Here is a 26,894-nt window from a genome sequence, read left to right as displayed (position 1 = left end):
GAAAAGTTGCAGCTATTTTGCCCGGGGAGGCCATCTTGCTGAAAAACCGGCGCAGGACATTTCGTCCTACAGTGTAAGATGTCGCCTATTTTACGCAGCAGGAAATTCCCATGAGCTTCAATCTGGCCGACAAACCCCTCGCCGAGCGCGCTGCGCTTGAAGACGAGAAATCCCGTCTGTTCGAACTCTGGCAAAACAACCTGGGCAAAGCCAAGGGTGAGGCCGCGCGGTTGTTCGGCGAACGGGCCAAGCGCAAAGGCAAGTGGGCGGAATGGGTGCGCGCCGAACTGGACGGCATGTCGCCCCCTGAATACGCCAACATGGTGCGCAGTGAAGTCAATCGCCTGATGGCGGCCAACAAGTAACATCGGCCGTCAGGCGAAGCTCGCGACAATCGCCTCGCGCACTTTCAATAGCACCGGGTCGAGCTGGGTGCTGGTGCGCCAGCCCAGTTCGATCGGGTAGCGCGGCAAGGCCAGGGGGCAGGGCAGCAGCGCCAGCCCGCTGAGTGTTGCGATGCTTTGGGCGGCATGGGCCGGAATGGTCGCCACCGCCCGGCTGCCTTTGAGCAAATGCGGCAACGCGGCAAAATGCGTGGTCGAGGCGCACACTCGCCGACTGAGCCCCAGCGCCGCCAATCCTTCATCGGTAATCCCGATAAAACCGCCGGACGACACCAGAATGTGTTCGCGGGCCACAAATTCCTCGAGACCGATGCTCTGCTGGCCCTCGACCAGGGTCGACGGGTCCACCAGGCACAAATAACCACCTTCCCCCAGCACCTGACGGCTGAGTAGCCGTTCGGCAAACCCGCCCGCGGTAATCGCCAGGTCAATGCTGCGCTCCATCAGCGCCTGGGCGACGATCTGGCTGTGGGTCTGGCGGAAAATCAGCCGCAGTTTCGGCGCGCTACAGGCGATTTCTTCGATCAGCCGCCGGCCGTAGGCAATCTCGAAATCATCCGACATTCCCACAGTGACCGAGCGACCTTCGTACTGTTGCGCGGCCGGATCGACCATCGCCAGGCTCTGCCGGCACTTGTTCAAGGCATCACTGACCACCGGTTTGAGCTGATTGGCCTTGAGCGAGGGGGCCAGGCCTCGTCCGGTGCGCACGAATAGCTGATCGCCATACACCTCGCGCAACCGACGCAAGGCCGCGCTGACGGCCGATTGCGTCACGCCCAGGCGCAACGCGGCACGGCTGGCGCTGGACTCTTCGTGCAGCGCTTCGAAGACTTTGAGCAGGTTGAGGTCGATGTCGGTGATATTCATTTGGTTCATATCATTCAGCAGTGAATCGGTCTTTATTGATGATCACGTGACGCCGGAGAATGAGCAACACCTGATGCGAGTGGAGTTTTCGAGATGCCCAAGTCAATCGTTGCGGCCCTGCAAATCGGCGCCTTGCCCGGTGGCAAGGCTGAAACCCTGGAACAGATCCTGTCCTATGAAAACGCGATCATCGAATCCGGCGCCGCCTTGGTGGTAATGCCCGAAGCGCTGCTGGGGGGTTATCCCAAAGGCGAGGGCTTTGGTACGCAACTGGGTTATCGCTTGCCGGAAGGTCGCGAAGCCTTTGCCCGCTATTTTGCCAATGCCATCGACGTACCCGGCGCGGAAACCGAGGCGCTGGCGGCGCTGTCTGCACGCACCGGGGCCAATCTGGTGATCGGCGTAATCGAGCGCGCCGGCAGCACGTTGTACTGCACCGCGCTGTACTTTGATCCGCAGGCCGGGCTGGTGGCCAAACACCGCAAGCTGATGCCCACCGGCACCGAACGGCTGATCTGGGGCAAGGGCGATGGCTCGACCTTGCCGGTGATCGACAGCCAGGTCGGGCGCATCGGCGCGGTGGTGTGCTGGGAAAACATGATGCCGCTGTTGCGCACGGCGATGTACGCCAAAGGCGTGGAGGTGTGGTGTGCGCCGACCGTGGACGAGCGGGAGATGTGGCAGGTCAGCATGCGCCACATTGCCCATGAGGGGCGCTGCTTCGTGGTCAGTGCCTGTCAGGTCCAGGCATCGCCCCGTGCCCTAGGCCGGGAGATCGCCAACTGGCCGGCGGATCGGCCGTTGATTGCTGGCGGCAGCGTGATCGTAGGGCCCATGGGCGACATTCTTGCCGGACCGTTGCGTGATAGCGCCGGTCTGCTCAATGCGCAAATCGACACGGATGACCTGGTACGCGCCCGCTACGACTATGACGTGGTCGGCCACTACGCCCGGCCGGATGTGTTCGAACTGACCGTGGACGAACTGGCCAAACCCGGAGTGCGCTTCACCTCCTGATGCCCTGCGGGCTTTGGCCAAAGCAGTCATGCAACTTGATAACTTTGACCATTGCCCGGTAACCCGCGCAGAGCGAGTATTTCCCTGTTGATTACGGTTCCCCCCAACCTAATAAAAAACACAGAGGGATTCTGGCAATGCGCGATTACTTGTCTGCTACTTCTCAGTTCAATTATCAGCACACCGTCGATGCCGCACTCGCAGGCAATCTGACGGCCCTCAACGCCTGTGTCGAATGCTGTGACCGGCATGCCTTGCCGGGCCGCATCGCGCTGTTCTGGGAAGGACGCGATGGCACCGGTGTGGCTTACACCTTCACCGACTTGCAGGACAAGGCCGCGCGTTTCGCCAATTACCTGCTGGCCCAGGGCGTGAAGAAAGGCGACAAGGTCGCCGGCCTGTTGCCACGCAATATCGAACTGTTGATCACCGTGTTCGCCGCCTGGCGCATCGGCGCGGTGTATCAACCGCTGTTTACCGCATTCGGCCCCAAAGCCATCGAGCACCGTCTGAGCTGCTCTGGCGCCAAAGTGGTGGTGACCGATGCGGTGAACCGGCCGAAACTGGCCGAAGTCGCCGATTGCCCGACCACGGTTACCGTCACCGGCGCCAAAGGGCAGGGCCTGGTTCGCGGCGATTTCAGTTTCTGGGCCGAACTGGCCAATTATTCCGCCGACTGCGAACCGGTGCTGCTGACCGGGGAAGATCCGTTCCTGCTGATGTTCACCTCGGGCACCACCGGCCCGTCGAAGGCGCTGTCGGTGCCGCTCAAGGCCATCGTTGCGTTCCAGGGCTACACCCGCGACGCGGTGGATCTGCGCCCGGAAGACGCGTTCTGGAACGTCGCCGATCCGGGTTGGGCCTACGGTATTTATTTCGGTGTCACGGGGCCGATGTCCATGGGGCATCCGATCACCTTTTACGATGGTCCGTTCACCCTCGAAAGCACCTGCCGGGTAATCAACAAGTACGGGATCACCAACCTCACCGGTTCGCCGACGGCCTACCGCTTGCTGATTGCCGGCGGCGATGAGTTCGCCAGATCGATCAAGGGCAAACTGCGTATCGTCAGCAGCGCCGGCGAGCCGCTGAACCCGGAAGTGATCCGCTGGTTCGCCGACAACCTCGACGTGGTCATCCACGACCACTACGGGCAGACCGAACTGGGCATGGTGCTGTGCAACCACCACGGCCTTGAGCATCCGATTCACATGGGCGCCGCCGGTTTTGCCTCGCCGGGCCACCGCATTGTGGTGCTCGACGACGAGTACAAGGAACTCGGCGTTGGCCATCCGGGCATTTTGGCCATTGACCGCAGCCAGTCGCCGATGTGCTGGTTCGCCGGCTACGAAGGCGGGCCGACCAAGGCCTTTGTCGGCAACTATTACATGAGTGGCGACACCGTGGAGTGGAACCCGGACGGCAGCATCAGCTTCGTCGGTCGCAGCGATGACGTGATCACCACCTCCGGCTACCGGGTCGGTCCGTTCGACGTGGAAAGTGCGCTGATCGAACACCCTGCCGTGGTCGAGGCCGCCGTGGTTGGCAAACCCGATCCGGAGCGCACCGAACTGGTCAAGGCGTTCGTCGTGCTCAGCCCTCAATACCGTGCAGAACCTGCGTTGGCCGAAGAGCTGCGGCAACACGTGCGCAAGCGTCTGGCGGCGCACTCGTACCCCCGTGAAATCGAATTTGTCAGCGAGTTGCCGAAAACCCCAAGCGGCAAATTGCAGCGCTTTATCTTGCGCAACCAGGAAATCGCCAAGGCTCAAGAGGCCGCGGCGAAGAACGTTCCAGCTTGAATCCAGGGAAACAATGATGCAGATCGAGAACAAGATTTTTATCGTCACCGGTGGCGCTTCCGGCCTCGGTGCAGCCACCGCCGAGGTGCTGGTTGCCGCTGGCGCGAAAGTGATGCTGGTGGACATGAACGCCGAAGCCGTTGCAGCCCAGGCCCAGCGCCTTGGCGCGCACAGCGTGGTGGCGGACATCAGCAACGAAGCGGCGGCCGAAGCGGCCGTGCAGGCGACGGTCAAGGCCTTTGGCGGCCTCAACGGTCTGGTCAACTGCGCCGGCATCGTGCGTGGCGAGAAGATTCTCGGCAAGAACGGTCCGCACGCGCTGGCCAGCTTCAGTCAGGTGATCAACGTCAACCTGATCGGCAGCTTCAACATGCTGCGCCTTGCGGCAGCGGCGATTGCGGAAACTGAAGCGGATGCCGATGGCGAGCGCGGCGTGATCATCAACACCGCGTCTGCTGCGGCCTACGACGGTCAGATCGGCCAGGCGGCGTACTCGGCGTCAAAAGGTGCGATTGTCAGCCTCACCTTGCCGGCGGCCCGCGAACTGGCGCGTTTCGGCATCCGTGTGATGACCATCGCCCCCGGCATCTTCGAGACGCCGATGATGGCCGGCATGACTCAGGAAGTCCGCGATTCCCTGGCCGCTGGCGTGCCGTTCCCGCCGCGTCTGGGCAAACCGAGCGAGTATGCCGGGCTGGTCAAGCATATTATTGAAAACTGCATGCTCAACGGCGAGGTAATCCGTCTCGACGGTGCCTTGCGCATGGCCGCCAAGTAAGGAGGATTTGTCATGACTCAATCCAACGATCCGATTGTCATCGTCAGCGCCGTCCGCACCCCGATGGGTGGTTTTCAGGGCGAACTGAAAAGCCTGACTGCGCCACAACTCGGTGCGGCCGCCATCAAGGCCGCCGTCGAACGTGCCGGCGTTGCCAGTGATAGCGTCGACGAAGTGTTGTTCGGCTGCGTACTGCCGGCCGGCCTTGGCCAGGCCCCTGCGCGTCAGGCGGCGCTGGGCGCGGGGCTGGATAAATCGACCCGCTGCACCACCCTGAACAAGATGTGCGGTTCCGGCATGGAAGCGGCGATTCTGGCCCATGACATGCTGGTGGCGGGCAGTGCCGACGTGGTGGTCGCCGGTGGCATGGAAAGCATGTCCAACGCGCCTTACCTGCTGGACCGCGCCCGTGCCGGCTACCGCATGGGCCATGGCCGGGTGCAGGACTCGATGTTCCTCGACGGCCTCGAAGACGCCTACGACAAGGGCCGCCTGATGGGCACCTTCGCCGAAGAATGCGCCGAAACCAACAGCTTCAGCCGTGAAGCCCAGGACGCGTTCGCCATCGCCTCGACCACCCGCGCGCAGCAGGCGATCAAGGACGGCAGCTTCAAGGATGAAATCGTGCCGCTGACGGTGATGGTCGGCAAAGAGCAGGTGGTGATCAGCAATGACGAGCAGCCGCCAAAAGCCAGGCTGGACAAGATCGCCTCGTTGAAGCCGGCGTTCCGCGAAGGCGGCACGGTGACGGCGGCCAACTCCAGTTCGATCTCCGACGGTGCGGCCGCGCTGGTGCTGATGCGCCAGTCGCAGGCACAGAAGCAAGGCCTGAAACCCTTGGCGGTAATCCATGGCCACGCCGCGTTCGCCGATACGCCGGGACTGTTCCCGGTGGCACCGATTGGCGCAATCAAGAAACTGATGAAGAAAACCGGCTGGTCGCTCAATGACGTCGATCTGGTGGAAGTCAACGAAGCCTTCGCCGTGGTCGGCATGGCCGCGATGACTCATCTGGAAATTCCCCACGAGAAACTCAACGTGCACGGCGGTGCTTGCGCCCTCGGTCACCCGATCGGGGCGTCCGGTGCGCGAATACTGGTGACCCTGCTTTCGGCCCTGCGCCAGAAAGGCCTGAAACGCGGCGTTGCAGCGATTTGTATCGGCGGCGGTGAAGCGACGGCCATGGCTGTGGAATGCCTCTACTGAGGCCAACACCAATCCCTGTGGGAGCGAGCTTGCTCGCGATGAGGCCGTGTCAGTCAACTTTATTGCTATCTGACCCACCGCTATCGCGAGCAAGCTCGCTCCCACAGGGACCGCATTTAGCTTGATTCAAGGATTCACCATGATCCCCAATGACGACCAACAACAAATCCGCGACATGGCCCGGGACTTTGCCCAGGAACGGCTGAAACCGTTCGCCGCCGAATGGGATCGCGAGCATCGCTTTCCCAAGGAAGCCATCGGCGAGATGGCCGGGCTGGGCTTCTTCGGCATGCTGGTGCCGGAGCAGTGGGGCGGATGCGACACCGGTTACCTGGCCTACGCCATGGCCCTGGAAGAAATCGCCGCCGGCGATGGCGCCTGTTCGACCATCATGAGCGTGCACAACTCCGTGGGTTGCGTGCCGATCCTCAACTACGGCACGGATGAGCAGAAAGAGCGCTTCCTCAAACCGCTGGCCAGCGGCGCGATGCTCGGCGCTTTCGCCCTGACCGAACCCCAGGCCGGTTCCGACGCCAGCGGCCTGAAAACCCGTGCGCGCCTGGAAGGCGATCACTACGTGCTCAACGGCTGCAAGCAGTTCATCACCTCCGGGCAGAATGCCGGGGTGGTGATCGTGTTTGCGGTGACCGATCCGAGCGCGGGCAAGCGCGGCATCAGCGCCTTTATCGTGCCGACCGATTCGCCGGGCTACACCGTTGCACGGGTCGAAGACAAGCTCGGTCAGCATGCGTCCGACACCTGCCAGATACTCTTCGAAGACGTGAAGGTGCCGCTGGCCAACCGTTTGGGCGAGGAAGGAGAAGGCTACAGGATTGCCCTGGCCAACCTTGAAGGCGGTCGCGTCGGCATCGCTTCGCAATCGGTGGGCATGGCCCGCGCCGCGTTCGAAGCGGCCCGCGACTATGCCCGTGAACGCGAGAGTTTCGGCAAACCGATCATCGAACATCAGGCCGTGGCCTTCCGCCTGGCGGACATGGCCACCCAGATCGCCGTGGCGCGGCAAATGGTGCACTACGCCGCCGCCCTGCGCGACAGTGGCAAACCGGCCCTGGTCGAAGCGTCGATGGCCAAACTGTTCGCCTCGGAAATGGCCGAGAAGGTATGCTCCTCGGCGCTGCAAACCCTTGGCGGTTACGGTTACCTCAACGACTTTCCGCTGGAACGGATCTACCGCGACGTGCGGGTCTGCCAGATCTACGAAGGCACCAGCGATATTCAGCGCATGGTCATTTCGCGCAATTTATAAGAAGGAGTCCCCCCTGTGAGCGACAAAGAGCTGAACTACGAAACGATTTTGCAGGAAACCCACGGCCGCGTGGGCCTGATTACCCTCAACCGGCCACAAGCGCTGAACGCGTTGAACGCGCAGATCGTCAGCGAGCTGAACCAGGCCCTGGATGGCTTCGAGGCTGACTCGAACATCGGCTGTATCGTCCTGACCGGTTCGAAAAAAGCCTTCGCCGCCGGTGCCGACATCAAGGAAATGGCCGAGCTGACCTATCCGCAGATCTACATCGACGACCTGTTCAGCGACAGCGATCGCGTGGCCAACCGCCGCAAGCCGATCATCGCGGCGGTCAACGGTTTCGCCCTGGGTGGCGGTTGTGAACTGGCGTTGATGTGCGACTTTATCCTGGCCGGCGACAACGCCCGATTCGGCCAGCCGGAAATCAACCTCGGCGTGCTGCCGGGCATGGGCGGCACTCAGCGCCTGACCCGTGCGGTGGGCAAGGCCAAGGCCATGGAAATGTGCCTGAGTGGGCGTTTGATCGATGCCGTGGAAGCGGAGCGTTGCGGCATCGTGGCGCGTATCGTGCCGAGCGATGAACTGCTGGATGAAGCGCTGAAAGTCGCGGCGTTGATCGCCAAGAAGTCGTTGCCGATTGCGATGATGGTCAAGGAAAGCGTCAACCGTGCCTTTGAAGTGAGCCTGGCCGAAGGCGTGCGCTTTGAGCGTCGGGTGTTCCATGCGGCATTTGCGACGCAGGATCAGAAGGAAGGGATGGCGGCGTTTATTGCCAAGCGTGAGGCTGAATTCCAAGGTAAGTAATGCGGCGTTCCTGCTGACGCTATCGCGAGCAAGCTCGCTCCCACAGTGTTCTCGGTCGTTCACACATATTGTGTACACCCTCGGAACCTGTGGGAGCGAGCTTGCTCGCGATGCTTTTAGGCCTTCACACCAAGTAGTTCTTCAGTTCGCGGGCAATCACCATCCGCTGAATCTCGCTCGACCCTTCGTAGATCTGCGTGATCCGCGCATCCCGGTAGTACTTCTCCACCGGATAGTCTTCCAGATAGCCATAGCCGCCATGAATCTGAATGGCGGACGAACAGACCTTTTCCGCCATTTCCGACGCAAACAGCTTGGCCTGTGACGCCTCCGACAGACAGGGTTTGCCGGCCGTGCGCAGGCGTGCGGCGTGCAGGATCATCAGTCGCGCGGCGTTCAACTGCATGTGCATGTCGGCCAGCAAATTGGCGATGCTCTGGTGTTCGTTGATCGTTTTGCCAAACTGCACCCGGTCACGGGAATAGGCCAGCGCCGCTTCGAACGCCGCGCGAGCAATGCCCAGTGCCTGAGCTGCGATGCCGATTCGCCCGCCTTCGAGGTTGGACAGGGCGATGGCAAGACCCTTGCCGCGCTCGCCGAGCAGATTAGCCTCAGGAATGGTGCAGTTGTTCAGGGTCACCGCGCAGGTGTCGGAAGCGCGGATGCCCATCTTGTGTTCGGTGCGATCAACGATAAAACCGGCAGTGTCGGTCGGCACCAGGAACGCCGAGATGCCACGTTTGCCCAGGTCCGGATCGGTCACGGCAAACACAATCGCCAGCTTGGCGCGCTTGCCGTTGCTGACGAACTGCTTGGCGCCATTGATCACCCACTGGCCGTCGCGCAGTTCGGCGCGGGTGCGCAGGTTGTGCGCCTCGGAACCGGCCTGGGGTTCGGTCAGGCAGAAGCAGCCGATGACCTTTCCGCTGGCCAGGTCCGCCAGCCAGGTCTGTTTCTGTTCTTCGCTGCCGTAGTTGAGCACCGGCCCGCATCCCACGGAGTTGTGGATGCTCATGAAAGCGCCGGTAGCACCGTCGCCGGCGGAGATTTCTTCCACGGCCAGGGCGTAGGCGACGTAGTCGACATAGGTGCCGCCCCATTCCTCGGGAACCACCATGCCCAGCAAGCCCAGTTCGCCCATCTTTGCCACCAGACCGTCGTCGATCCAGCCGGCCTTTTCCCAGGCCTGGGCATGGGGCGCGATTTCGCCGCGGGCAAAATCCCGGGCCATGTCGCGRATCATGMSTTGCTCTTCGSTCAATTCGATATCGTGCATGGTTCAGCTCCCGCTCTGGTCAAACTCGCTGAAGAAGCTCGCCACGTGTTCGGCGTCCAGCGCCTCGAGGGTGGGCGGGTTCCAGCGTGGTGTCTTGTCTTTGTCGATCAGCAAGGCGCGCACGCCTTCGATCAGGTCGCCGCGCTCGAACCACTGGCGGTCCAGGTGCAGCTCAAGGGCGAAACATTGTTCAAGGGGCAGCTCGCGTCCGCGACGGAGCATTTCCAGGGTCACGGCCATGGCCAGCGGCGAGCGGGTTTCCAGCAGGTTGGCGGTGGTAACGGCCCACTCATGGCTGTCGGCGACCGTGACCTGACGTAGTTGCTCCACAATACTCGGCACGTCGGGTTGGGCGAAGAAATGGTCGATGGCCGGGCGCAAAGTCGCCAGTGGCGCATCAGGCAGTTGCTGTACGGCGAACTTCGCCAGCAAGCCTTGCAGGTCCTTGAGCGGCGTGTCGTGCCATTCGAGCTGGTCGAGTTTCTCGTCCAGGACGCCAAGCTTGTCGCTTTCCAGGTACCAGTCGGCCAGGCCGCAGTACAGCGCATCGGCAGCGCGAATTTGTACGCCGCTGACGCCGAGGTAAATCCCTAGTTCACCGGGGATGCGCGGCAGGAAGTAACTGCCGCCGACGTCCGGGAAGTAGCCGATGCCGACTTCCGGCATCGCCAGACGGCTTTTTTCGGTGACCACGCGCAAATCTGCGCCCTGCACCAGACCCATGCCGCCGCCGAGGACAAAACCATCCATCAGGGCCAGCACTGGTTTGCGGTAGTGGTGGATCGCGAGGTCGAGGGCGTATTCCTCGACGAAGAAATCTTCGTGCAGGGTGTCGCCGCTTTTGAAGCTGTCATGCAGCGAGCGAATGTCGCCGCCGGCGCAGAAGGCTTTTTCGCCGGCACCGCGCAAGACTACGGCATGCACTTGTGAATCCTGGGCCCAGGCGTCGAGCTGGCGGTGCAGGTTGCGCACCATGTCCAGGGTGAGGGCATTGAGGCCGGCGGGGCGGTTGAGGGTCAGATGACCAATGTGGTTGCGAACCTCGGCCAGCACTTCGTTTTGCATGGCATCCATGGACTGAGTCCCCTTCGTTGAAACCTGAGCAGTCATCACTAACTCCCTGCTTTTATTGTTCTTTATCGAGATGCTCGCGCGCGAGCGATGGCGGATCGTATCAGTGCAAATTTGCCTTGTACAACCCGGATAAGTGCAGGATATCTGTGCATTTTTGCATGCTGATGTCCGATATTGTTACAGCGTAGACCACGGCGAATTCAGGCAAACGCCGCGAGCAGATCCTCTTCGAACGCCTTCTGCGCCTCGCCGGCCACCTGCGCCCGGTGCCGGGCCAGATGAAACGCGACATCGAAACTCATGTCGCCTCGGCGTACGGCTTTGAGCAAACCCTTGTCCTCCCAGGCATGGGCGAAGTGGCTGGGCAAATAACCGACATGCTTGCCGGAAAGGATGAAGGCGAGGGTGCCTTCGACTTGTTCGGAGCGCGCCGAACACAACTTGCCCTGGAAGGGTTCGTCACTGCGCAGGAAACGGTACGGGTGATCGACCCGGTCGCAGGCCTGCAGATCCTGATCGTCGGGGGCCGGGTTGGTGAACAGCGGGTGGCCGGGGGCGCAATACAGATGCTGGATTTCAATGAACAATTGGCGGTAGTCAAACGCGCTTTGCACTTGCGAGAAATAGCCGATGGCCAGGTCCAGTCGCTGTTGCAGCAACAAGCGCTCCATCTCGCCGGGCATGGCGCTGATCAGTTCGATGCGCACCGACTCGTCGCGCTCACGGAAGCGCCGGATCGCCTCGGCCACCCGTTGTAGCACCGATTGATCCAGGGCTTCGGACAGACCCAGGCGCACTTCGCCGATCAAGCGTCCGGCCACGCCGTTGGATTGATGACGGAAGGCTTCGATGGACTCGAACAATCCACGGGTGGCGCTGAGGAGTTGTTCGCCCTTGGGCGTGATCCGGAACCCTCCCTTGCCGCGACTGCACAAGCGATAGCCGAGACGGGTTTCCAGTTTGGCCATTTGCTGGCTGATGCTCGACTGGCTCAACCCCAACTCGCCCTGGGCTGCGCTGAAACCGCCGCACTCCACCACGCTGACAAACAGACGCAACAATTGCAGATCCAGATCGTGCAGTTGGCCGAGCATCAAACATTACTCCGTCATAAAGTCAGGTTAATTAACTTGGTATTTTACCAATGTATCCGACGACGCATCCTGCAACCACTTCCTCTAGTCAGGTGTTCGTCATGGCTCCCAAGTTCAAGCTGTGTTTACCCGCGCTGTTGCTCGCCGTTACCGTTTCGGCCCAGGCCGAGGACAAGGTGGTCAATCTGTACAGTTGGGCCGATTACGTGGCCCCTGAAACCCTGCAACGGTTCGAGCAGGAAACCGGCATCCATGTGCGCTACGACACCTTTGACTCTTCGGAGGTACTGGAGACCAAGCTGCTCACCGGCGGCAGCGGTTATGACGTGGTGGTGCCGTCCTCCAGCGTGCTGGCCCGGGGGCTTGCCGCCGGGGCGTTGAAACCGATTCCCCACGAAGGTCTCAAGGGTTACGCCAACCTCGATCCGGACTTGCTGGAAAAACTCGCCGCTGTCGACCCGGGCAACCGATTTGGCGTGCCTTATACCTGGGGCACCTTGGGATTGGGGATGAATGTCGAGGCGGTGAAACTGCGCTTGCCGGATGTGCCGCTCAACAGCCTGGATATGCTGTTCAAACCCGAATACGCGAGCAAGTTGAAGGACTGCGGCATCGCCATTCTTGACTCGCCCCAGGAGGTGATCGGGCTGGCGCTGCATTATCTGGGTAAAGATCCCTACAGCACGGACAAGAGCGATCTGTCAGCCGCCGAGGCGTTGCTGCATCAGCTACAGCCGAACGTGCTGTACGTCGCCACCGGGCGGCAGATCAGCGATCTGGCCAATGGCAGCGTGTGCCTGGCGCTGACCTACAACGGCGACGCGAGCATGGCTGCCGACCAGGCACGCAAGGCCAATAAACCCTATGAAATTGCCTACCGGATTCCCAAGGAGGGCACGCTCGTGTGGCAGGACAACCTGGCCATCCCCAAGGACGCGCCACACCCCGAAGCCGCCCGCGCCTTTATCGAGTTCATGTTGCGCCCCGAGTCCGTGGCAGCACTGACCAACACCTTGTTCTTCGCCACCGCCAACCAGGCCGCCACGCCGCTGGTGGATGAAGCGGTGCGCACCGATCCGGACATCTACCCGCTGGCCGACGTGCGGGAACGGCTGTACGCCGACCGCAGCATGGACCTCAAGGACATGCGTCAACGCACCCGACTGTGGACCACTTTCCGTAGCCGCCAATAATAAAAAGGAAACATCAATGGACGTCCCGATGCAGAACGATCAAGCCCTTACCCGTGACAGCCTATACGGCACGGCCGCCGAAAGTACCTACGCCGGTATCACCAGTTTCATGCGTCGCCGCTACAGTCGCGACCTGCGTGGCGTTGATGTGGCCGTCAGTGGCGTGCCGTTCGACACCGCCACCAGCAACCGCCCCGGCGCACGCTTCGGACCACGGGGCATCCGCGCCGCCTCTGCCGGGATCGCCTGGGAACGGCACTGGCCGTGGACGTTTGATCCGTTCGATCACCTGGCGGTCATCGACTACGGCGATTGCGATTTCGATTATGGCTCGCCGCAGTCGACGCCCGAATTGATTGAGGCCCACGCCGAGCACATCCTCAACGCCGGCACGGCGATGCTGACTTTTGGTGGCGACCATTTCATCACTTATCCGCTGCTCAAGGCCCATGCCCGCAAGCACGGGGCTTTGTCGCTGATCCACTTCGACGCCCACAGCGACACCTGGCCGGACGAAGAGGGCAAGCGCATCGACCACGGCACCATGTTCTGGCACGCGGCCCGGGAAGGGCTGGTGGACCCGTCGCGCTCGGTACAAATCGGCTTGCGCACCACCAACGATGATCACCAGGGCTTTCAAGTGCTCGACGCGCGCCAGGTCCATCGCCGTGGCTGCGAAGCGATTGTCGAGGCGATTCGCGCGCGGGTCGGCGACAATCCGGTGTACCTGACCTTCGACATCGACTGCCTCGATCCGGCCTTCGCCCCTGGCACCGGAACTCCGGTGTGCGGCGGCTTGAGCACGGTGCAGGCGCTGGAGATTCTCGGCGGTCTGCGGGGGATCAATCTGGTGGGCATGGACGTGGTGGAGGTGGCTCCGGCCTATGACAGCGCAGAGATCACGTCACTGGCGGCGGCGACGCTGGCGATGGAAATGCTATGTCTGTATGCGGCAAAACATAAGGTCGATATGTAGTACACAAACCCTGTGGGAGCGAGCTTGCTCGCGATAGCGGTCTTGCATTCAACATCTCTGTTGGCTGGCAGGGCCTCATCGCGAGCAAGCTCGCTCCCACAGTTTTGATGGGTGTCAGGCGACTGGCAGGGCTGGCAGGTCGAGGATCTGCCCCCCGCTGAACCGTGCGAACGAGCCGGAAATGGATTCGTGCGGCACGCCTTTGGCCACATCACTGATGCCGTCCAGTCGTGCCAGTTGCTCGGTGCTCAATTGCACATTCAGCGCGCCCAACGTGGCGTCCAGTTGCTCGCGTGTCCGGGAACCGAGGATCGGAATCAGTGCCGTGGTCGAGCGCCTGGCCTTTTCCCGTAGCCAGGCGATGGCCACGTGGGTCGGGCTGGCATCGAGTGCTGCGGCGACGTCGATCAAGGTGTCAAGCAGAGCGGTTTCGCGGGCGCTTTTTTCAGCGTGAATCAGCACGCCGAGCTTGTTCGCGCGGTTGTCGCCTTCACTGTTGCGATATTTACCGGTCAGGAAGCCGCCACCCAGCGGCGACCACAACGTCGCGGCCAGACCCAGGGCTTCGGCCATCGGCAGTTGTTCGCGCTCGGCGGTGCGTTCGGCGAGGCTGTATTCGACCTGGATCGCAGCAATCGGCGCAAAACCGCGTACCTCGGCCAGCAGGTCGGCGCGGGCGATGCGCCACGCGGGGAAGTTCGACAGTCCGGCGTAATGAATCTTGCCGGCACTGACCAGATCGTCGAAGCCACGCAGGATCTCTTCCATGGGCGTGACGCCGTCACTCATGTGGGCCCAGAACAGGTCGATATGCTCGGTCTTCAGGCGTTTCAGGCTTTCTTCGACGGCGCGCACCATGTTCTTGCGGCTGTTGCCGGTGTGGGAAATGCCGGCCGCCGGTGTAGTCCCGAGGGTGTATTTGGTGGCGATGACCAGGCGATCCCGTTCTGCGGCGATGAATTCGCTGAGCATGGCCTCGGACTGCCCGCCCTGATAGCCATTGGCGGTATCGATGAAATTGCCGCCGGCTTCCAGGTAGCCATCAAAAATGCGCCTGGCTTCGTCTCGCTCGGCACCATGGCCCCAACCGGTACCGAAATTACCGGCGCCCAGCGCCAGTTCGGAAACCCGCAAGCCGGTTTTACGACCGAAAACTTTGTAATGCATGGGATGACTCCAGAGGGATGGCGACGAGGCTTAATAGATTTCCAGTAACATCTATTAAATATGATACTAGTAATCTAATGCGTCAAGACGCTTTTCCTTCCTGCATAAAACTGCCGATCACTGGTCACGTTATTCATGCGCAATGGCATACTGCCGCCCATGACTATCGATTCCCCCTTAAGCGCCTGGCAGCATGCCATTGAACAAAAGGGCTTCGTCCAGGACGAGGCCCAGGAACATGCCGTGTGGGCGCTGCAAAAATGCTACGAAGCGCTGCACGAAGGCCGCTCGCCCATTTCCGGCGTGTACCTGTGGGGGCCTGTCGGGCGGGGTAAAACCTGGCTGATGGACCAGTTCTACCAAAGCCTGCGAGTACCGGCGCGGCGCCAGCACTTTCACCATTTCATGGGCTGGGTGCATCAGCGCTCGTTTCAACTGACCGGCACCGCCGATCCGCTCAAGGCACTGGCCCGTGAATTGGCCGAAGAGGTTCGCGTGCTGTGTTTCGACGAGCTGTTCGTCAATGACATCGGCGACGCGATCATTCTCGGGCGCCTGTTCCAGGTGATGTTCGAACAGGGCGTGGTGGTGGTCTGCACCTCAAACCTGCCGCCGGACCAGTTGTACGCCGACGGATTCAATCGCGACCGTTTCCTGCCCGCCATCGCGGCGATCAAGCAGCACATGCAGGTGATTGCCGTGGATGGCGGGGAAGACCATCGCCTGCATCCGGGGGCCGGTTCGCAACGTTATTGGGTGGCCGAGCCCGGCAGGCCCGGCGCGCTGGATGAAGTGTTCCAGGTATTAAGCGTCGGCCAGTCAGTATCGAGCGAGCCGGTCAAGGTCGGTTACCGTTCCCTTGAGGTGGTCAAGTCCAGCCCGACCGTGCTTTGGACCCGTTACGCCGCGCTGTGCGAACAACCCTTCGCAGCCATGGATTTCATAGCCCTGTGCGATACCTACGGCGCTATTCTGTTAAGTGACGTGCCCAACCTCAGCGCACAAAAACGCGCCGGGCGCATTGCCCGCGGCACCGAGGACGGTGTCGAGCGGGTGGAGGCGGGGGATCGCGAGTTGCCGCAGTTGTCGGTGCATGACGACGGTGTGCGACGCTTCATTGCCCTGGTGGACGAGTGCTACGACCGCAAGGTGCCGCTGTACCTTGAAGCGCAAGTGCCAATGGCATCGCTTTACACCGAGGGTTATCTGGAATTCCCGTTCCGCCGCACCCTCAGTCGATTACAGGAAATGCAACTGCAGCGGTTTGCCGAAGTTTGATCGGGAGCAGCGAACATGAACCAGCCCCTGTCGCACCATTTGCTGACCATGGCCTATCAGAACGCCTGGGCCAATCACCGACTGGCCAAGGCCTGGCGTCAGTTGAGCCCGCAGGAACTGACCGCGCCACGGGTCAGCTTCTTCCCCACAATCCGTGCCACGCTCAACCACATCCTCACCTGTGACTGGTTTTATGTGGACGCCCTGGAGCGCGAATTGCGTGGCGACGATCCGCATCCCGATTGTCGTGTGTTTTTCAAGGAAGACGAGCCCTGCCTCATGGCGACGGACCTCGTTGGCGAACAGGCCCACGTCGACCGCCGGCTGATCGCCTACTGTGAGCAGATGCGCGACGCCGACCTCGGCAAAATCCTGACCATCGCCCGCGACACCCCGCAACACGATAGCCGATTGCGTCTGCTGTCCCATTTGTTTGAACACCAGATCCATCATCGAGGGCAGGTTCACGCCATGCTCAGCGGCACTTCGGTCATGCCACCGCAACTCGACGAGTTTTTCTGCGCCGGTGAATCGCACTTGCGGGCCGAGGACTTTGCCGAACTGGGATGGACGGAAGCATTGATCTGGGGCGCATGAGCGCCAAAGATTTCTGCGGTTGCGATTGTCGATACCACGGTGCTCGCGCTATGGTCTGCCGGCACCTCAGCGTGAAATACATGCTGTGGGCTACTTCATGTGTGATCGAGGATGGAAATGGACTCCGCAGAAATTCTTGTGCTTCAGGCCAGTTACACCAATCCGGTGCATGCCGAGGCTATTTGTCTGGTGTTGAACCACTACGCCGAGGACCCGATGGGGGGCGGCCAGCCGTTGCCGGCCAATGTACTGGAGCAACTCCCGGCAGAGCTTGCCCGGCGTCCCCACGCCTTCAGTGTGCTGGCCTTTGTCGGTGGCGAGCCGGCCGGGCTGGTCAATTGCTTCGAGGGATTCTCGACCTTTGCCTGCCGGCCGCTGGTCAATGTGCACGATGTGGCGGTGGTGAAAAAATTTCGCGGCCTGGGCTTGAGCCAGAAAATGCTGCAAAAAGTCGAGGACATCGCCCGTCAGCGTGGCTGCTGCAAGCTCACCCTGGAAGTGCTGGAAGGCAACGCTGTGGCCCAGGGGGCCTATGAAAAAGCCGGTTTTGCCCCCGGCATGTTCGACCCGGCCCATGGACGGATGCTGTTCTGGATCAAGAGCCTCTGATTCAACAGGCAAAAAAAGGGCGTCCATCAGGACGCCCGACAATCTTCTCCGACCGTAGAAGTCAGAGGTCCATGGATCATTTCGGTCTGTAGGTTTCAGTCATTTGTGCGGTTTGATCGTCCGGAACCCGCAACTCGGTGCTTTGGATGGGGTGGCCCAGGGCTTGTTGCTGGGCCAGTCGCAGACTTTCGTAGTAATAGCGCATGCGTTCGGCTCCGCCTTCGGCAAAAGCGCTGGATGCGCCCAAGGCCATCAGGCCGGCGAGGATCAATGCGGTGCGTTTCATGGTTTGCCTCCCACTACAGATGTCGGATGCCTTTCGTCCATGAATCAATGAAGCAGTGTCGAAATGGCATTATCCGCCGAATCCGTTAAATGGGAATCAACTTCACCAACGGCCTTCATGGCTAGCGCGGGAAGCCTGCTCGGAGAAGGTCGCGAGCCGGTGCGGAAGCAGTGCAGACTGCTCCCGCTTGAAAGGAGGGGGTCAGGCGAGTGGGGCGCGTTGCGTCACAGCCAAGGGCTGTATCTGACCGGCTTGCAGCAGCAGTCGCAACTGCGCCAACTCCTGCTTCAATTGATCGCGTTCGTCCTTCAACTGACGCAATTCATCGCGACGGATTGTGACGTAAAGGGTTTGTGCTGGCAGTGCGGTGTGTACTGTGCCCATTGCTCACCTCGCAAATGGCGTGTCTCAACTGTAGAACCGCCTCGAAAATCAACGGCTGATCTACTATCGGCGCCAATTTTGATTTCTTTTGCCCCCGAAGGGAACTTTTTTATTTTTCATGGTCGTTGTGTCTTCGGTTTGATTCCCGACGTTATCCATCAGGATCGGGCACAATGCCCGGAAACTTCACGCCAACGCTCTGGACTAACCTCATGAGTCGCGTTGGGCTATAACCTTTGACACACTTTTATTTGTAGTAGGGAGCATCAGCACATGCAACTCGGGATTATTGGACTGGGCCGCATGGGCGGCAATATTGCGCGGCGCCTGATGCTCAACGGGCACACCACCGTTGTTTACGATCGCAATACCGCCTTTGTCGAAGCCCTGGCCACCGAAGGCTCCACGGGCGTCACCGATCTGCCAGCGCTGGTCGCTGGCCTGGCCAGGCCGCGTGCGATCTGGGTCATGCTGCCGGCCGGCGCGCCGACCGAAGAAACCATCGACACCCTGAGCACCTTGCTCGAAGCCGGCGACACCATCATCGACGGCGGCAACACCTTCTATAAGGACGATATCCGCCGGGCGAAAACCCTGTCGGAAAAAGGCCTGCATTACATCGACGTCGGTACCTCCGGCGGCGTCTGGGGCCTGGAGCGCGGTTACTGCATGATGATCGGCGGCGATGCCGAGACCGTTAAGCGCCTCGACCCGCTGTTCGCAACCCTGGCCCCGGGCCTGGGCGACATCCCGCGCACCAAGGACCGTAAGTCTGACGACGATCGTGCCGAGCGTGGCTACATTCACGCCGGTCCCGCTGGCGCCGGGCATTTCGTGAAGATGATCCACAATGGCATCGAGTACGGAATGATGCAGGCCTTCGCCGAAGGCTTCGACATCCTGCAAACCAAAAACAGCGAGAGCCTGCCGCAAGATCAGCGTTTCGACCTGAACGTCGCCGACATCGCCGAAGTCTGGCGTCGTGGCAGCGTGGTGTCCTCGTGGTTGCTCGACCTGACGGCCGACGCCCTGGCCAGCGATCCGAAACTCGAAGGGTTTACAGGCGAAGTGGCCGACAGCGGTGAAGGTCGCTGGACCATCGAAGCCGCGATGGAGCAAGCGGTGCCGGTGCCGGTGCTGTCGAACTCGCTGTTCTCCCGCTACCGCTCGCGTGGGCAAGGCACCTTTGGCGACAAGATTCTCTCGGCCCAGCGCTTCGGTTTCGGCGGCCACGTGGAGACCTCGAAAAAATGACCCATGTGATCCGCAGGAAATCCAAGGCTGAGCCCGCACCACCGACGACGCTGTTTCTGTTTGGCGCCCACGGTGATCTGGTCAAGCGCCTGTTGGTCCCGGCGCTGTATAACCTCAAGCGCAACGGCTTACTCGGGGATGGACTGCGGATCATCGGCGTTGACCACAACGCCATCAGCGATGAAGGCTTTGCGCAAAAGCTCGAAGACTTCATTCGAAACGAGATGGCTGGCAAGGGTGACCACACCCTTGATCCAGCGGTCTGGTCCAGACTTGCCAAAGGCATCAGCTACGTCCAGGGCGATTTTCTGGACGACAGCACTTATCAAGCGCTGGCGGCGAAAATCGCCGACAGCGGAACCGGCAATGCGGTGTTCTACCTGGCTACCGCGCCGCGTTTCTTCAGTGAAGTGGCACGCCGCCTCGGTGCCGCCGGCTTGCTGGAGGAAACCCCCGAGGCGTTCAGAAGGGTGGTTATCGAAAAGCCCTTCGGCTCCGACCTGCAAACGGCCGAGGCCTTGAACGCCTGCTTGCTCAAGGTGATGACGGAAAAGCAGATCTACCGGATCGATCATTACCTGGGCAAGGAGACCGTGCAGAACATTCTGGTCAGCCGGTTCTCCAACAGCCTGTTCGAAGCGTTCTGGAACAATCACTACATCGATCACGTGCAGATCACCGCCGCCGAAACCGTCGGCGTGGAAACCCGTGGCAGTTTTTATGAGCACACCGGCGCGCTGCGGGACATGGTGCCCAACCACCTGTTCCAGTTGCTCGCGATGGTGGCGATGGAGCCTCCCGCCGCGTTTGGCGCCGATGCGGTGCGCGGCGAGAAAGCCAAGGTCGTCGGCGCGATCAGGCCCTGGACAGTCGAAGAGGCCCGTGCCAACTCGGTGCGCGGCCAATACGCCGCGGGTGAAATCGACGGCAAGGTACTGCCGGGCTATCGCCAGGAAGACAAGGTCGCGCCCGACAGCAATACCGAAACCTATGTGGCCCTCAAGGTCATGATCGATAACTGGCGCTGGGTCGGCGTACCGTTCTACCTGCGCACCGGCAAGCGCATGAGCGTGCGTGACACCGAGATCGTGATTTGCTTCAAGCCGGCGCCCTATGCGCAGTTCCGTGATACCGAGGTCGACGAGTTGCAGCCGACCTATCTACGGATACAGATCCAGCCCAACGAAGGCATGTGGTTCGACCTGTTGGCCAAGCGCCCCGGTCAGGCCTTGAAGATGGACAACATCGAGCTGGGGTTTGCCTACAAGGATTTCTTCGAGATGCAGCCGTCCACCGGCTACGAAACCCTGATCTACGATTGCCTGACCGGCGACCAGACGCTGTTCCAGCGCGCTGACAACATCGAAAACGGTTGGCGCGCCGTGCAGCCGTTCCTGGATGCCTGGCAGCAGGATTCCAGCGTGCAGAGTTATGCCGCCGGGGAGAACGGCCCCAAGGCCGGCGAAGAGTTGCTCGCCCGTGACGGTCGCGTCTGGCACCGCCTCGGATGAGGGAAGTCACACAACGGCCCATCCGTCTTCTGCTCAGTGACATGGACGGCACCTTGCTGCTGCCCGATCACAGCCTGAGTCAGCGCACTATCGACGCGGTCCGCTCGTTGCGCGAGGCGGGCGTTTTGTTCAGCCTGGCCACCGGCCGTCCACCCAAAGCCATGTTGCAAGTCATTGAAGCCCTGGGCGTCGACCTGCCGACGGCGGCCTTCAATGGCGGGACGCTGGTCAATCCGGACGGTAGCTTGCTGGTCGCGCACTATTTGCCGGCGACGGCCGCGTTAATCACATTGACGCTGCTTTGCGACCTGCCTGATGTCGAGGTATGGGTGTTCAGTGGCGGCGATTGGCTGGTGAAGGATGCGCACGGGCCGATGGTGCCTCGAGAGCAGCATGGTTTGGGGTACCCGCCGGTAGTGGTCGACAGTTTCGAGCCGTACCTGGAGCGTATCGACAAGATCGTCGCCGCGAGCAACAACACCGAATTGTTGATCGAACTTGAAGCGCGGCTGCTGCCGCACGTGGCAGGTCAGGCGCAGGTTTCACGCTCGCAGCCGGTGTACCTGGATGTGACCGCCATGTCAGCCAACAAGGGCGCGGCATTGGCGACACTGGCCAAGTATCTCGGCGTGCCGCTGGATCAGACAGCGGCAATCGGGGATGGCGGTAATGACCCGGCGATGTTCCAGGTTGCCGGGTTGTCGATCGCCATGGGACAGGCGGAGGAGGCGGTCAAGCGTCAGGCCGATGTGATCACTGACGCCAATACCGAGGACGGTGCGGCGCAGGCGATTGAGCAATACATTCTCCCTCGATAACAACGCAAACCCTTTGTGTGAGCGAGCTTGCTCGCGATGAGGCCATGTCAGTCACCAAATGTGTTGAATGTCAGGCAGCAATCGCGAGCAAGCTCGCTCCCACAGGGCTCGGCGGTGTCAGAGCCAGTAACTCACCGCATACCACCCGAGCAAGCCCATCACCACGGTGTACGGCAATGCCATCCAGACCATCCGCCCGTAAGACAGGCGCACCAGCGGTGCGATCGCCGAGGTCAGCAAGAACAGAAACGCCGCCTGGCCGTTGGGCGTCGCCACGCTCGGCAGGTTGGTGCCGGTATTGATCGCAATGGCCAGCGTCTCGAAATGCTCACGGGTCATCTCACCCGCCATGAAGGCGCGCTTCACTTCGGTGATGTAAATGGTTGCCACGAACACGTTGTCGCTGATGGCGGACAGCAGGCCGTTGGCAATGAACAGCATGCCCGGCTGTTGGTCAGCCGGAAGCGTCAGCACCCAGTGGATCAGCGGGGCGAACAGTTGCTGATCGTGAATCACCGCGACCACGGCGAAAAACACCACCAACAAGGCGGTGAACGGCATGGCGTCCTTGAACGCGGTGCCCAGGCGGTGTTCGTCGGTGATGCCGGTAAAGGCGGTGATCAACACGATCACCATCAACCCGATCAAACCCACTTCGGCGATGTGAAACGCCAGCCCGGCAATCAGAATCAATGCGGCAAAGCCTTGCACCAGAAGCGCTGCGCGTTGGCGCGTGGTGCGCTCGGCATTGTCTTCGGCGGCGTAGTTGGCCAGCACCGCACGGACGTTATCCGGCAGCAGCGTGCCGTATCCGAACCCGCGCAGCTTTTCCAGCAGGACACACGTGACCAACCCGGCAACCAGTACCGGCAGGGATACCGGCGCAACCTGGGTAAAGAACTCGGAGAAGTGCCAGCCCATTTCATGGCCTATCAGCAGGTTCTGCGGTTCACCGACCAGCGTACAAACACCGCCCAGTGCGGTGCCCACGGCACCGTGCATCAGCAGGCTGCGCAGAAACGCGCGAAACTGCTCGAGATCACCCTGATGCAGGGTGGGCAGGTGTTTGTCGTCGCTGAACTCGCTGTCCTGACGCGGATCGTTGCCCGAGGCCACGCGGTGATACACCGAGTAAAAACCTACGGCGGCACTGATGATCACGGCGGTCACGGTCAAGGCATCGAGGAACGCCGACAGAAAGGCCGACAAAAAGCAGAACATCAGGGCCAGCAGGGCCTTGGAGCGAACCCCGAGCAGCAGGCGCGAGAACAGGTACAGCAACAAGTCCTTCATGAAATAGATACCGGCCACCATGAACATCAGCAGCAGGATCACCGGGAAGTTGTGCAGCAACTCGTCGTATAGCGCCTGGGGCGTGGTCATCTTCAGCAGCAGGGCTTCAATCAATAACAGGCCGCCGGGCATCAGCGGATAACACTTGAGCGCCATGGCCAGGGTAAAGATGAACTCCAGCACCAGCAGCCAGCTGGCCGCCACCGGGCCCGCAGTCCACAGCACCAGGGCATTGAGAATCAGAAAGCCGACGATGCAGGCCTTATACCAACGGGGCGAGTTCCCGAGAAAGTTGTGCGCGAACGCCTGGGCCATTGAACCGGACATCGGCTGCTCCTTGTTTTAAGAAGCGCGCAAGTTGCCGTAAGAGGGCGAGAAGATCAAGCGCAGGAAAAATGCATCGGTTTAGCCCAGAAAGCGCGCGACGACTGCCTTGTAACTTCCATGCAACGAATAGCCGCCAGCTACGATGTTTCCATTGGCCTGCATCGCGACACAGGTGGCAGTATCCAGGCTGGGGCCGAGGCGGGTCCGCGTATAGCCACAGCCTGCGCCAAAGCGGGCATCACGATGGCCATTGGGCAGGTATCGCCCGAGTATGAAGTCTGCTTCAACGCCGCCGATGGTTGCACCCGCCGTCAGCACACGGCCATCGGGCTGTAACTGCGCGGCGATCCAGTGGCATCCGCTATGACCGATTTCCAGCCGCTGCGGTTGTCCGCGGTTGCAATGATTGTCGGGTCGGCCGTTGCTGTGCATTTTAAATGTCAGGCAGCGCATCGGCTCGCAACTGCTGCCAAAACACAGGATGTCGCCTTCGTTTTGCTGGACCACTTGACTGACTCGGGCGCCATGCCCTTGCGCCTTGAAGGTCATGAATCCATCCACGGCAAAACGGTCGTCGAGGCGCCCGTCCGGGTGATAGCGCGCCAGCAAGCCTTCCTCAGGAAAGTTGATCGATCCACCGACCAGAATTCGGCCATCACGTTGTACCGTCAGGCTGCTGAGCCAGGTATTCATCAGCAGGTGCCTGACCACCACAAAGCCGTGGCCATTGAACGAGCAGTCCAGCGAGCCTTCGACATCCAGCCGTATCAACAGACCGACGTGATCGGCCAGTTCGTAGTGATGGTTGGCCAGGATCAGGATCCGGCCGTCTTGCTGTACGTCGACATCGCAGGCTTCTGCGCCCGGCACACCGGGAGGCAGCCAGGCATCGCGGATGCCCAGGGACAGACCGCCAGGCAATCGCACGACGCAGTGGCCATTATCGCCAAAGCTCTGAACCAGGCGACCCTGCTGATCCAGCAATGCGAGGGCCGGGAGCGTACGGTGCGCGTTTTCGTAGTGCAGCCCGGCCAACAGGATATTGCCGTCGGGCATGACCAGAACCTTGGCGCCCATGGCTTCGAACCCCGGTTCGAATTGCCCGATGACACTGCCTTGTTTACCGAACGCGAGGTCTGCGGAACCATCCTCCAGCAAGCGAGCCAAACCAAAGCGGCTGCCATCGGCCATGCCGACTTTTGCTGCTACCAGCAAGCGACCTTGCGCATCGATCGCAACGCCATAGGCCAGGCTGGAAAGGCTGTCGGCGAAATACACCTGGGTTTTGCCGTTGGCGGCAAACGTCGTATCGAGGGTCCCGGGGTTGTTCCGGGTGACGGGGTAGGCAAAAGCGGACTGGATTGACATGCGCCGCATCTCCTTGCGAGTCGTCTTGATCCAGAAGTTTGGGTGGCGACTATGTAGGGAGAATATTCAATCCCTGAATGGGGAGATGCACAACGGTGAGAACTAACAAACGGAGAGTCGCAGCGTGCCACAACAGTGTCTTTTCGAACCAATGGCGAGCCTGCAAAGTACCGGGTGCACAAAAGTTCCAACTTGCGGGGGCAATTAGTGCGGATGGGCGAGAACGATCAGCCCAACTAATGACAGGGGGAGGGCGCGGATTACCCCGGAGTAATCCGCAAAACAATTAGTGCGGCATCGACCACGACTGCAGTGTGTAACCTTCCTGGCTCAATTCGGCGCGGGCCTGTTCCAGCAGCAGTTCGAGCTGTGCGGGATCGGAGTAAGCGCTGCTTGGGATCTGCTTGCGGCCAATGCTGGTGCTGGTGCGGTCGATAACGGTCAGGCTGAGTTCACCATTTCCGTCTTGTGGAGCCCAGGCCACGCATTTGAATGGTTTAAATGCGCGGTCGGCAATCAGAAGTGCTTCGTTGATACGCAGCGGGGCGTTCATAGGGTCTTCTCTCTGTATGCCCAATCAAGTGATGTGCCGACGGTTGGGCTTACCGTTCGGCTGGTTACTTGTACTGATGCCCGCAACCGGGGTTTGGGTCACACACAATCAAAAGAAATTTCCAATTTATTTCACAGGCTCAAGAATGAGCCTGACATTGAAAGCTGAATGAAAGGAAAGAGTCGTTAGGTAACTAACAAGTCGCATCTTATAACTGGTTTATTAGCATCCCTATCGTCAAACGGTACAAGGCCCTGTCAAATTCTTGCTAATGTTACAGTCAGGTCAGCCAAATGACTGTTTTTAATAAATTTTCGTAAATTTGGCGCCAAGGAACAGTCATGAGCGATGCGCCTGCTTTACGACGTTTATTAGTGGTGGACCCCTGTGACGATTGCTATCGTCTGCTCCCTGGATTGCGCGCTATCGGTTGGGACGTTGACAGCTGCACGCTGGAGAACGCCGCTGACCGAACCTGTGACGTGGGCTTGTTACGCTTGCAGCCCTTTCACCTTGAGCACCCGGAAGCTGTCAAAGAATTGATCAGCCGCAGCGGTACCGAGTGGATAGCCGTACTCAATCAGGAAGTGCTGCGCCTGCAAAATGTCGGCGACTTCGTCTGTGAGTGGTTTTTTGACTTTCATACCTTGCCATTCGATGTGTCCCGGGTTCAGGTAACGCTGGGCCGGGCGTTTGGCATGGCGCGGTTGCGCGGGCAGGGTACGGTCCATGTTGACCAGCCCGAGCACGAATTGCTGGGTGACAGCAAACCTATCCGTGAACTGCGGAAGCTGTTGAGCAAACTGGCTCCGACCGAATCTCCGGTATTGATTCGGGGTGAAAGCGGCACTGGCAAGGAACTGGTCGCACGCACCCTGCATCGTCTGTCCCAGCGTCACAGCAAACCCTTTATTGCGATCAATTGTGGTGCGATTCCCGAACACTTGATCCAGTCCGAGCTGTTTGGCCATGAGAAAGGCGCATTTACCGGCGCGCACCAACGCAAGGTCGGACGGATAGAAGCCGCCAACGGTGGCACTCTGTTTCTCGACGAGATCGGTGACCTGCCACTGGAGTTGCAAGCCAATCTGCTGCGGTTCCTCCAGGAAAAACACATTGAGCGGGTGGGCGGCAGTCAGCCGATTCCGGTGGATGTGCGGGTTCTGGCGGCGACGAACGTCAACCTTGAAGCCGCCATCGAGAAGAAACGCTTTCGCGAAGACTTGTATTACCGCTTGAACGTACTGCAAGTGGCGACTGTTCCGCTGCGCGAGCGCCATGGCGACTTGGCGGCGCTGGCCAACCACTTCTCTCATTTCTACAGCCGTGAAACCGGGCGCCGCCCACGCAGTTTCAGCGAAGACGCGTTGATTGCCATGGGCAAACACGACTGGCCAGGCAATGTTCGCGAACTCGCCAATCGCGTTCGTCGCGGGCTGGTGTTGGCCGAAGGCCGGCAGATCGAGGCCCGTGATCTGGGGTTGATCAGTCAGCATGCGATCGCCGCGCCGATGGGCACCCTCGAAGAATACAAGAGCCGGGCCGAACGCCAGGCATTGTGTGATGTATTGAGCCGCCACAGCGATAACCTGAGTATCGCCGCCAAAGTATTGGGTGTGTCGCGACCGACCTTCTACCGGTTGTTGCACAAGCATCAGATTCGCTGAACTGCAGCCTTAAACAAAAAA

Annotated in this window: 26 protein-coding genes; 16 read left to right on the top strand and 10 right to left on the bottom strand. The window is 60.6% G+C overall.

Going from position 1 to position 26,894, the window contains the following annotated elements; all coding sequences use genetic code 11:
* The first annotated feature begins 110 nt into the window (after window positions 1-110).
* Complete coding sequence (locus AC1D1M_RS15230) at window positions 111-365, top strand: hypothetical protein (RefSeq protein WP_007970091.1); 255 nt, start codon at window positions 111-113, stop codon at window positions 363-365.
* Window positions 366-374: 9 nt separating this feature from the next.
* Here AC1D1M_RS15230 and AC1D1M_RS15225 read toward each other — a convergent pair whose 3' ends face one another.
* Window positions 375-1,283 (bottom strand): LysR family transcriptional regulator, encoded by a 909-nt coding sequence (locus AC1D1M_RS15225; RefSeq protein ID WP_477776283.1) that lies wholly within the window; start codon window positions 1,281-1,283, stop codon window positions 375-377.
* Window positions 1,284-1,367: 84 nt separating this feature from the next.
* Between AC1D1M_RS15225 and AC1D1M_RS15220 the strand changes: the two genes are divergently transcribed.
* The 6 genes from AC1D1M_RS15220 to AC1D1M_RS15195 all read left to right on the top strand — a co-directional run bounded on the left by AC1D1M_RS15220 (window position 1,368) and on the right by AC1D1M_RS15195 (window position 8,148).
* On the top strand, window positions 1,368-2,291 hold the full coding sequence (locus tag AC1D1M_RS15220; protein ID WP_477776282.1) for a carbon-nitrogen hydrolase family protein: 924 nt from the start codon (window positions 1,368-1,370) through the stop codon (window positions 2,289-2,291).
* A 137-nt stretch (window positions 2,292-2,428) separates the two neighbouring features.
* Window positions 2,429-4,093 (top strand): AMP-binding protein, encoded by a 1,665-nt coding sequence (locus AC1D1M_RS15215; RefSeq protein ID WP_477776281.1) that lies wholly within the window; start codon window positions 2,429-2,431, stop codon window positions 4,091-4,093.
* A 16-nt stretch (window positions 4,094-4,109) separates the two neighbouring features.
* Window positions 4,110-4,871, top strand: a complete 762-nt coding sequence (locus AC1D1M_RS15210; RefSeq protein ID WP_477776280.1) for an SDR family NAD(P)-dependent oxidoreductase — start codon at window positions 4,110-4,112, stop codon at window positions 4,869-4,871.
* Between the two features lie 12 nt (window positions 4,872-4,883).
* Window positions 4,884-6,077: an acetyl-CoA C-acyltransferase gene (locus tag AC1D1M_RS15205; RefSeq protein ID WP_477776279.1), complete on the top strand. Its 1,194-nt coding sequence runs from the start codon at window positions 4,884-4,886 to the stop codon at window positions 6,075-6,077.
* 139 nt (window positions 6,078-6,216) lie between these two features.
* Window positions 6,217-7,344 (top strand): acyl-CoA dehydrogenase, encoded by a 1,128-nt coding sequence (locus AC1D1M_RS15200; protein WP_046042095.1) that lies wholly within the window; start codon window positions 6,217-6,219, stop codon window positions 7,342-7,344.
* A gap of 30 nt (window positions 7,345-7,374) precedes the next feature.
* Window positions 7,375-8,148 (top strand): enoyl-CoA hydratase, encoded by a 774-nt coding sequence (locus AC1D1M_RS15195; RefSeq protein ID WP_477776318.1) that lies wholly within the window; start codon window positions 7,375-7,377, stop codon window positions 8,146-8,148.
* Window positions 8,149-8,272: 124 nt separating this feature from the next.
* Here AC1D1M_RS15195 and AC1D1M_RS15190 read toward each other — a convergent pair whose 3' ends face one another.
* The 3 genes from AC1D1M_RS15190 to AC1D1M_RS15180 all read right to left on the bottom strand — a co-directional run bounded on the left by AC1D1M_RS15190 (window position 8,273) and on the right by AC1D1M_RS15180 (window position 11,592).
* Window positions 8,273-9,424: an acyl-CoA dehydrogenase family protein gene (locus AC1D1M_RS15190; protein WP_477776278.1), complete on the bottom strand. Its 1,152-nt coding sequence runs from the start codon at window positions 9,422-9,424 to the stop codon at window positions 8,273-8,275.
* A gap of 3 nt (window positions 9,425-9,427) precedes the next feature.
* Window positions 9,428-10,534: an enoyl-CoA hydratase/isomerase family protein gene (locus tag AC1D1M_RS15185; protein ID WP_477776277.1), complete on the bottom strand. Its 1,107-nt coding sequence runs from the start codon at window positions 10,532-10,534 to the stop codon at window positions 9,428-9,430.
* A gap of 164 nt (window positions 10,535-10,698) precedes the next feature.
* Window positions 10,699-11,592: a LysR family transcriptional regulator gene (locus AC1D1M_RS15180; RefSeq protein WP_477776276.1), complete on the bottom strand. Its 894-nt coding sequence runs from the start codon at window positions 11,590-11,592 to the stop codon at window positions 10,699-10,701.
* 101 nt (window positions 11,593-11,693) lie between these two features.
* Here AC1D1M_RS15180 and AC1D1M_RS15175 point away from each other — a divergent pair, with 101 nt between their 5' ends.
* Together AC1D1M_RS15175 and speB are read left to right on the top strand one after the other, a co-directional pair.
* Window positions 11,694-12,785, top strand: coding sequence for a polyamine ABC transporter substrate-binding protein (locus AC1D1M_RS15175; RefSeq protein ID WP_477776275.1), 1,092 nt, complete (start codon window positions 11,694-11,696; stop codon window positions 12,783-12,785).
* Window positions 12,786-12,801: 16 nt separating this feature from the next.
* Complete coding sequence (speB, locus tag AC1D1M_RS15170) at window positions 12,802-13,761, top strand: agmatinase (RefSeq protein ID WP_477776274.1); 960 nt, start codon at window positions 12,802-12,804, stop codon at window positions 13,759-13,761.
* A gap of 114 nt (window positions 13,762-13,875) precedes the next feature.
* Here the strand turns inward: speB and AC1D1M_RS15165 are convergent, their stop codons facing one another.
* Window positions 13,876-14,928 (bottom strand): aldo/keto reductase, encoded by a 1,053-nt coding sequence (locus AC1D1M_RS15165; protein ID WP_477776273.1) that lies wholly within the window; start codon window positions 14,926-14,928, stop codon window positions 13,876-13,878.
* Between the two features lie 159 nt (window positions 14,929-15,087).
* Between AC1D1M_RS15165 and zapE the strand changes: the two genes are divergently transcribed.
* The 3 genes from zapE (at window position 15,088) to AC1D1M_RS15150 (ending at window position 17,412) form a co-directional block, all read left to right on the top strand.
* The gene (gene zapE / locus AC1D1M_RS15160) at window positions 15,088-16,206 is read left to right on the top strand and encodes a cell division protein ZapE (RefSeq protein WP_477776272.1); all 1,119 of its coding nucleotides are present in this window, start codon (window positions 15,088-15,090) and stop codon (window positions 16,204-16,206) included.
* Between the two features lie 15 nt (window positions 16,207-16,221).
* Window positions 16,222-16,803 carry a DinB family protein gene (locus tag AC1D1M_RS15155; protein ID WP_477776271.1) on the top strand — a complete coding sequence of 194 codons (582 nt, stop codon included), beginning with the start codon at window positions 16,222-16,224 and terminating at the stop codon, window positions 16,801-16,803.
* Between the two features lie 117 nt (window positions 16,804-16,920).
* Window positions 16,921-17,412 carry a GNAT family N-acetyltransferase gene (locus AC1D1M_RS15150; RefSeq protein WP_477776270.1) on the top strand — a complete coding sequence of 164 codons (492 nt, stop codon included), beginning with the start codon at window positions 16,921-16,923 and terminating at the stop codon, window positions 17,410-17,412.
* A gap of 76 nt (window positions 17,413-17,488) precedes the next feature.
* Here the strand turns inward: AC1D1M_RS15150 and AC1D1M_RS15145 are convergent, their stop codons facing one another.
* Both AC1D1M_RS15145 and AC1D1M_RS15140 read right to left on the bottom strand, forming a co-directional pair.
* Window positions 17,489-17,698: a hypothetical protein gene (locus AC1D1M_RS15145; protein ID WP_007994798.1), complete on the bottom strand. Its 210-nt coding sequence runs from the start codon at window positions 17,696-17,698 to the stop codon at window positions 17,489-17,491.
* Between the two features lie 201 nt (window positions 17,699-17,899).
* Window positions 17,900-18,082, bottom strand: a complete 183-nt coding sequence (locus tag AC1D1M_RS15140) for a DUF6026 family protein (protein WP_477776269.1) — start codon at window positions 18,080-18,082, stop codon at window positions 17,900-17,902.
* Between the two features lie 273 nt (window positions 18,083-18,355).
* On the opposite strand from AC1D1M_RS15140, the gene gnd reads away from it, so the two are divergent.
* From gnd to AC1D1M_RS15125, 3 genes are read left to right on the top strand one after another with little or no spacing between them, the layout of a single operon-like run.
* Window positions 18,356-19,336: a phosphogluconate dehydrogenase (NAD(+)-dependent, decarboxylating) gene (gene gnd / locus AC1D1M_RS15135; RefSeq protein ID WP_477776268.1), complete on the top strand. Its 981-nt coding sequence runs from the start codon at window positions 18,356-18,358 to the stop codon at window positions 19,334-19,336.
* A complete protein-coding gene (gene zwf / locus AC1D1M_RS15130; RefSeq protein ID WP_477776267.1) occupies window positions 19,333-20,847 on the top strand; it encodes a glucose-6-phosphate dehydrogenase in 1,515 nt (504 codons plus the stop codon). Before gnd ends, zwf begins: the two co-directional genes overlap by 4 nt.
* Window positions 20,844-21,665: an HAD family hydrolase gene (locus AC1D1M_RS15125; RefSeq protein ID WP_477776266.1), complete on the top strand. Its 822-nt coding sequence runs from the start codon at window positions 20,844-20,846 to the stop codon at window positions 21,663-21,665. Before zwf ends, AC1D1M_RS15125 begins: the two co-directional genes overlap by 4 nt.
* 117 nt (window positions 21,666-21,782) lie before the next feature.
* On the opposite strand, the gene nhaB is transcribed toward AC1D1M_RS15125, so the two are convergent.
* From nhaB to AC1D1M_RS15110, 3 genes are all read right to left on the bottom strand, one after another.
* Window positions 21,783-23,285, bottom strand: coding sequence for a sodium/proton antiporter NhaB (nhaB, locus tag AC1D1M_RS15120; protein WP_477776265.1), 1,503 nt, complete (start codon window positions 23,283-23,285; stop codon window positions 21,783-21,785).
* A 78-nt stretch (window positions 23,286-23,363) separates the two neighbouring features.
* Window positions 23,364-24,653: an NHL repeat-containing protein gene (locus AC1D1M_RS15115; RefSeq protein ID WP_477776264.1), complete on the bottom strand. Its 1,290-nt coding sequence runs from the start codon at window positions 24,651-24,653 to the stop codon at window positions 23,364-23,366.
* 286 nt (window positions 24,654-24,939) lie between these two features.
* On the bottom strand, window positions 24,940-25,206 hold the full coding sequence (locus AC1D1M_RS15110) for a hypothetical protein (RefSeq protein ID WP_007983639.1): 267 nt from the start codon (window positions 25,204-25,206) through the stop codon (window positions 24,940-24,942).
* 341 nt (window positions 25,207-25,547) lie between these two features.
* Between AC1D1M_RS15110 and AC1D1M_RS15105 the strand changes: the two genes are divergently transcribed.
* Window positions 25,548-26,873, top strand: coding sequence for a sigma-54 dependent transcriptional regulator (locus AC1D1M_RS15105; protein ID WP_477776263.1), 1,326 nt, complete (start codon window positions 25,548-25,550; stop codon window positions 26,871-26,873).
* Window positions 26,874-26,894: the final 21 nt, after the last annotated feature.

This window comes from Pseudomonas sp. P1_F7, from assembly GCF_056405655.1.
This window is presented reverse-complemented; position numbering and strand designations above follow the sequence as displayed.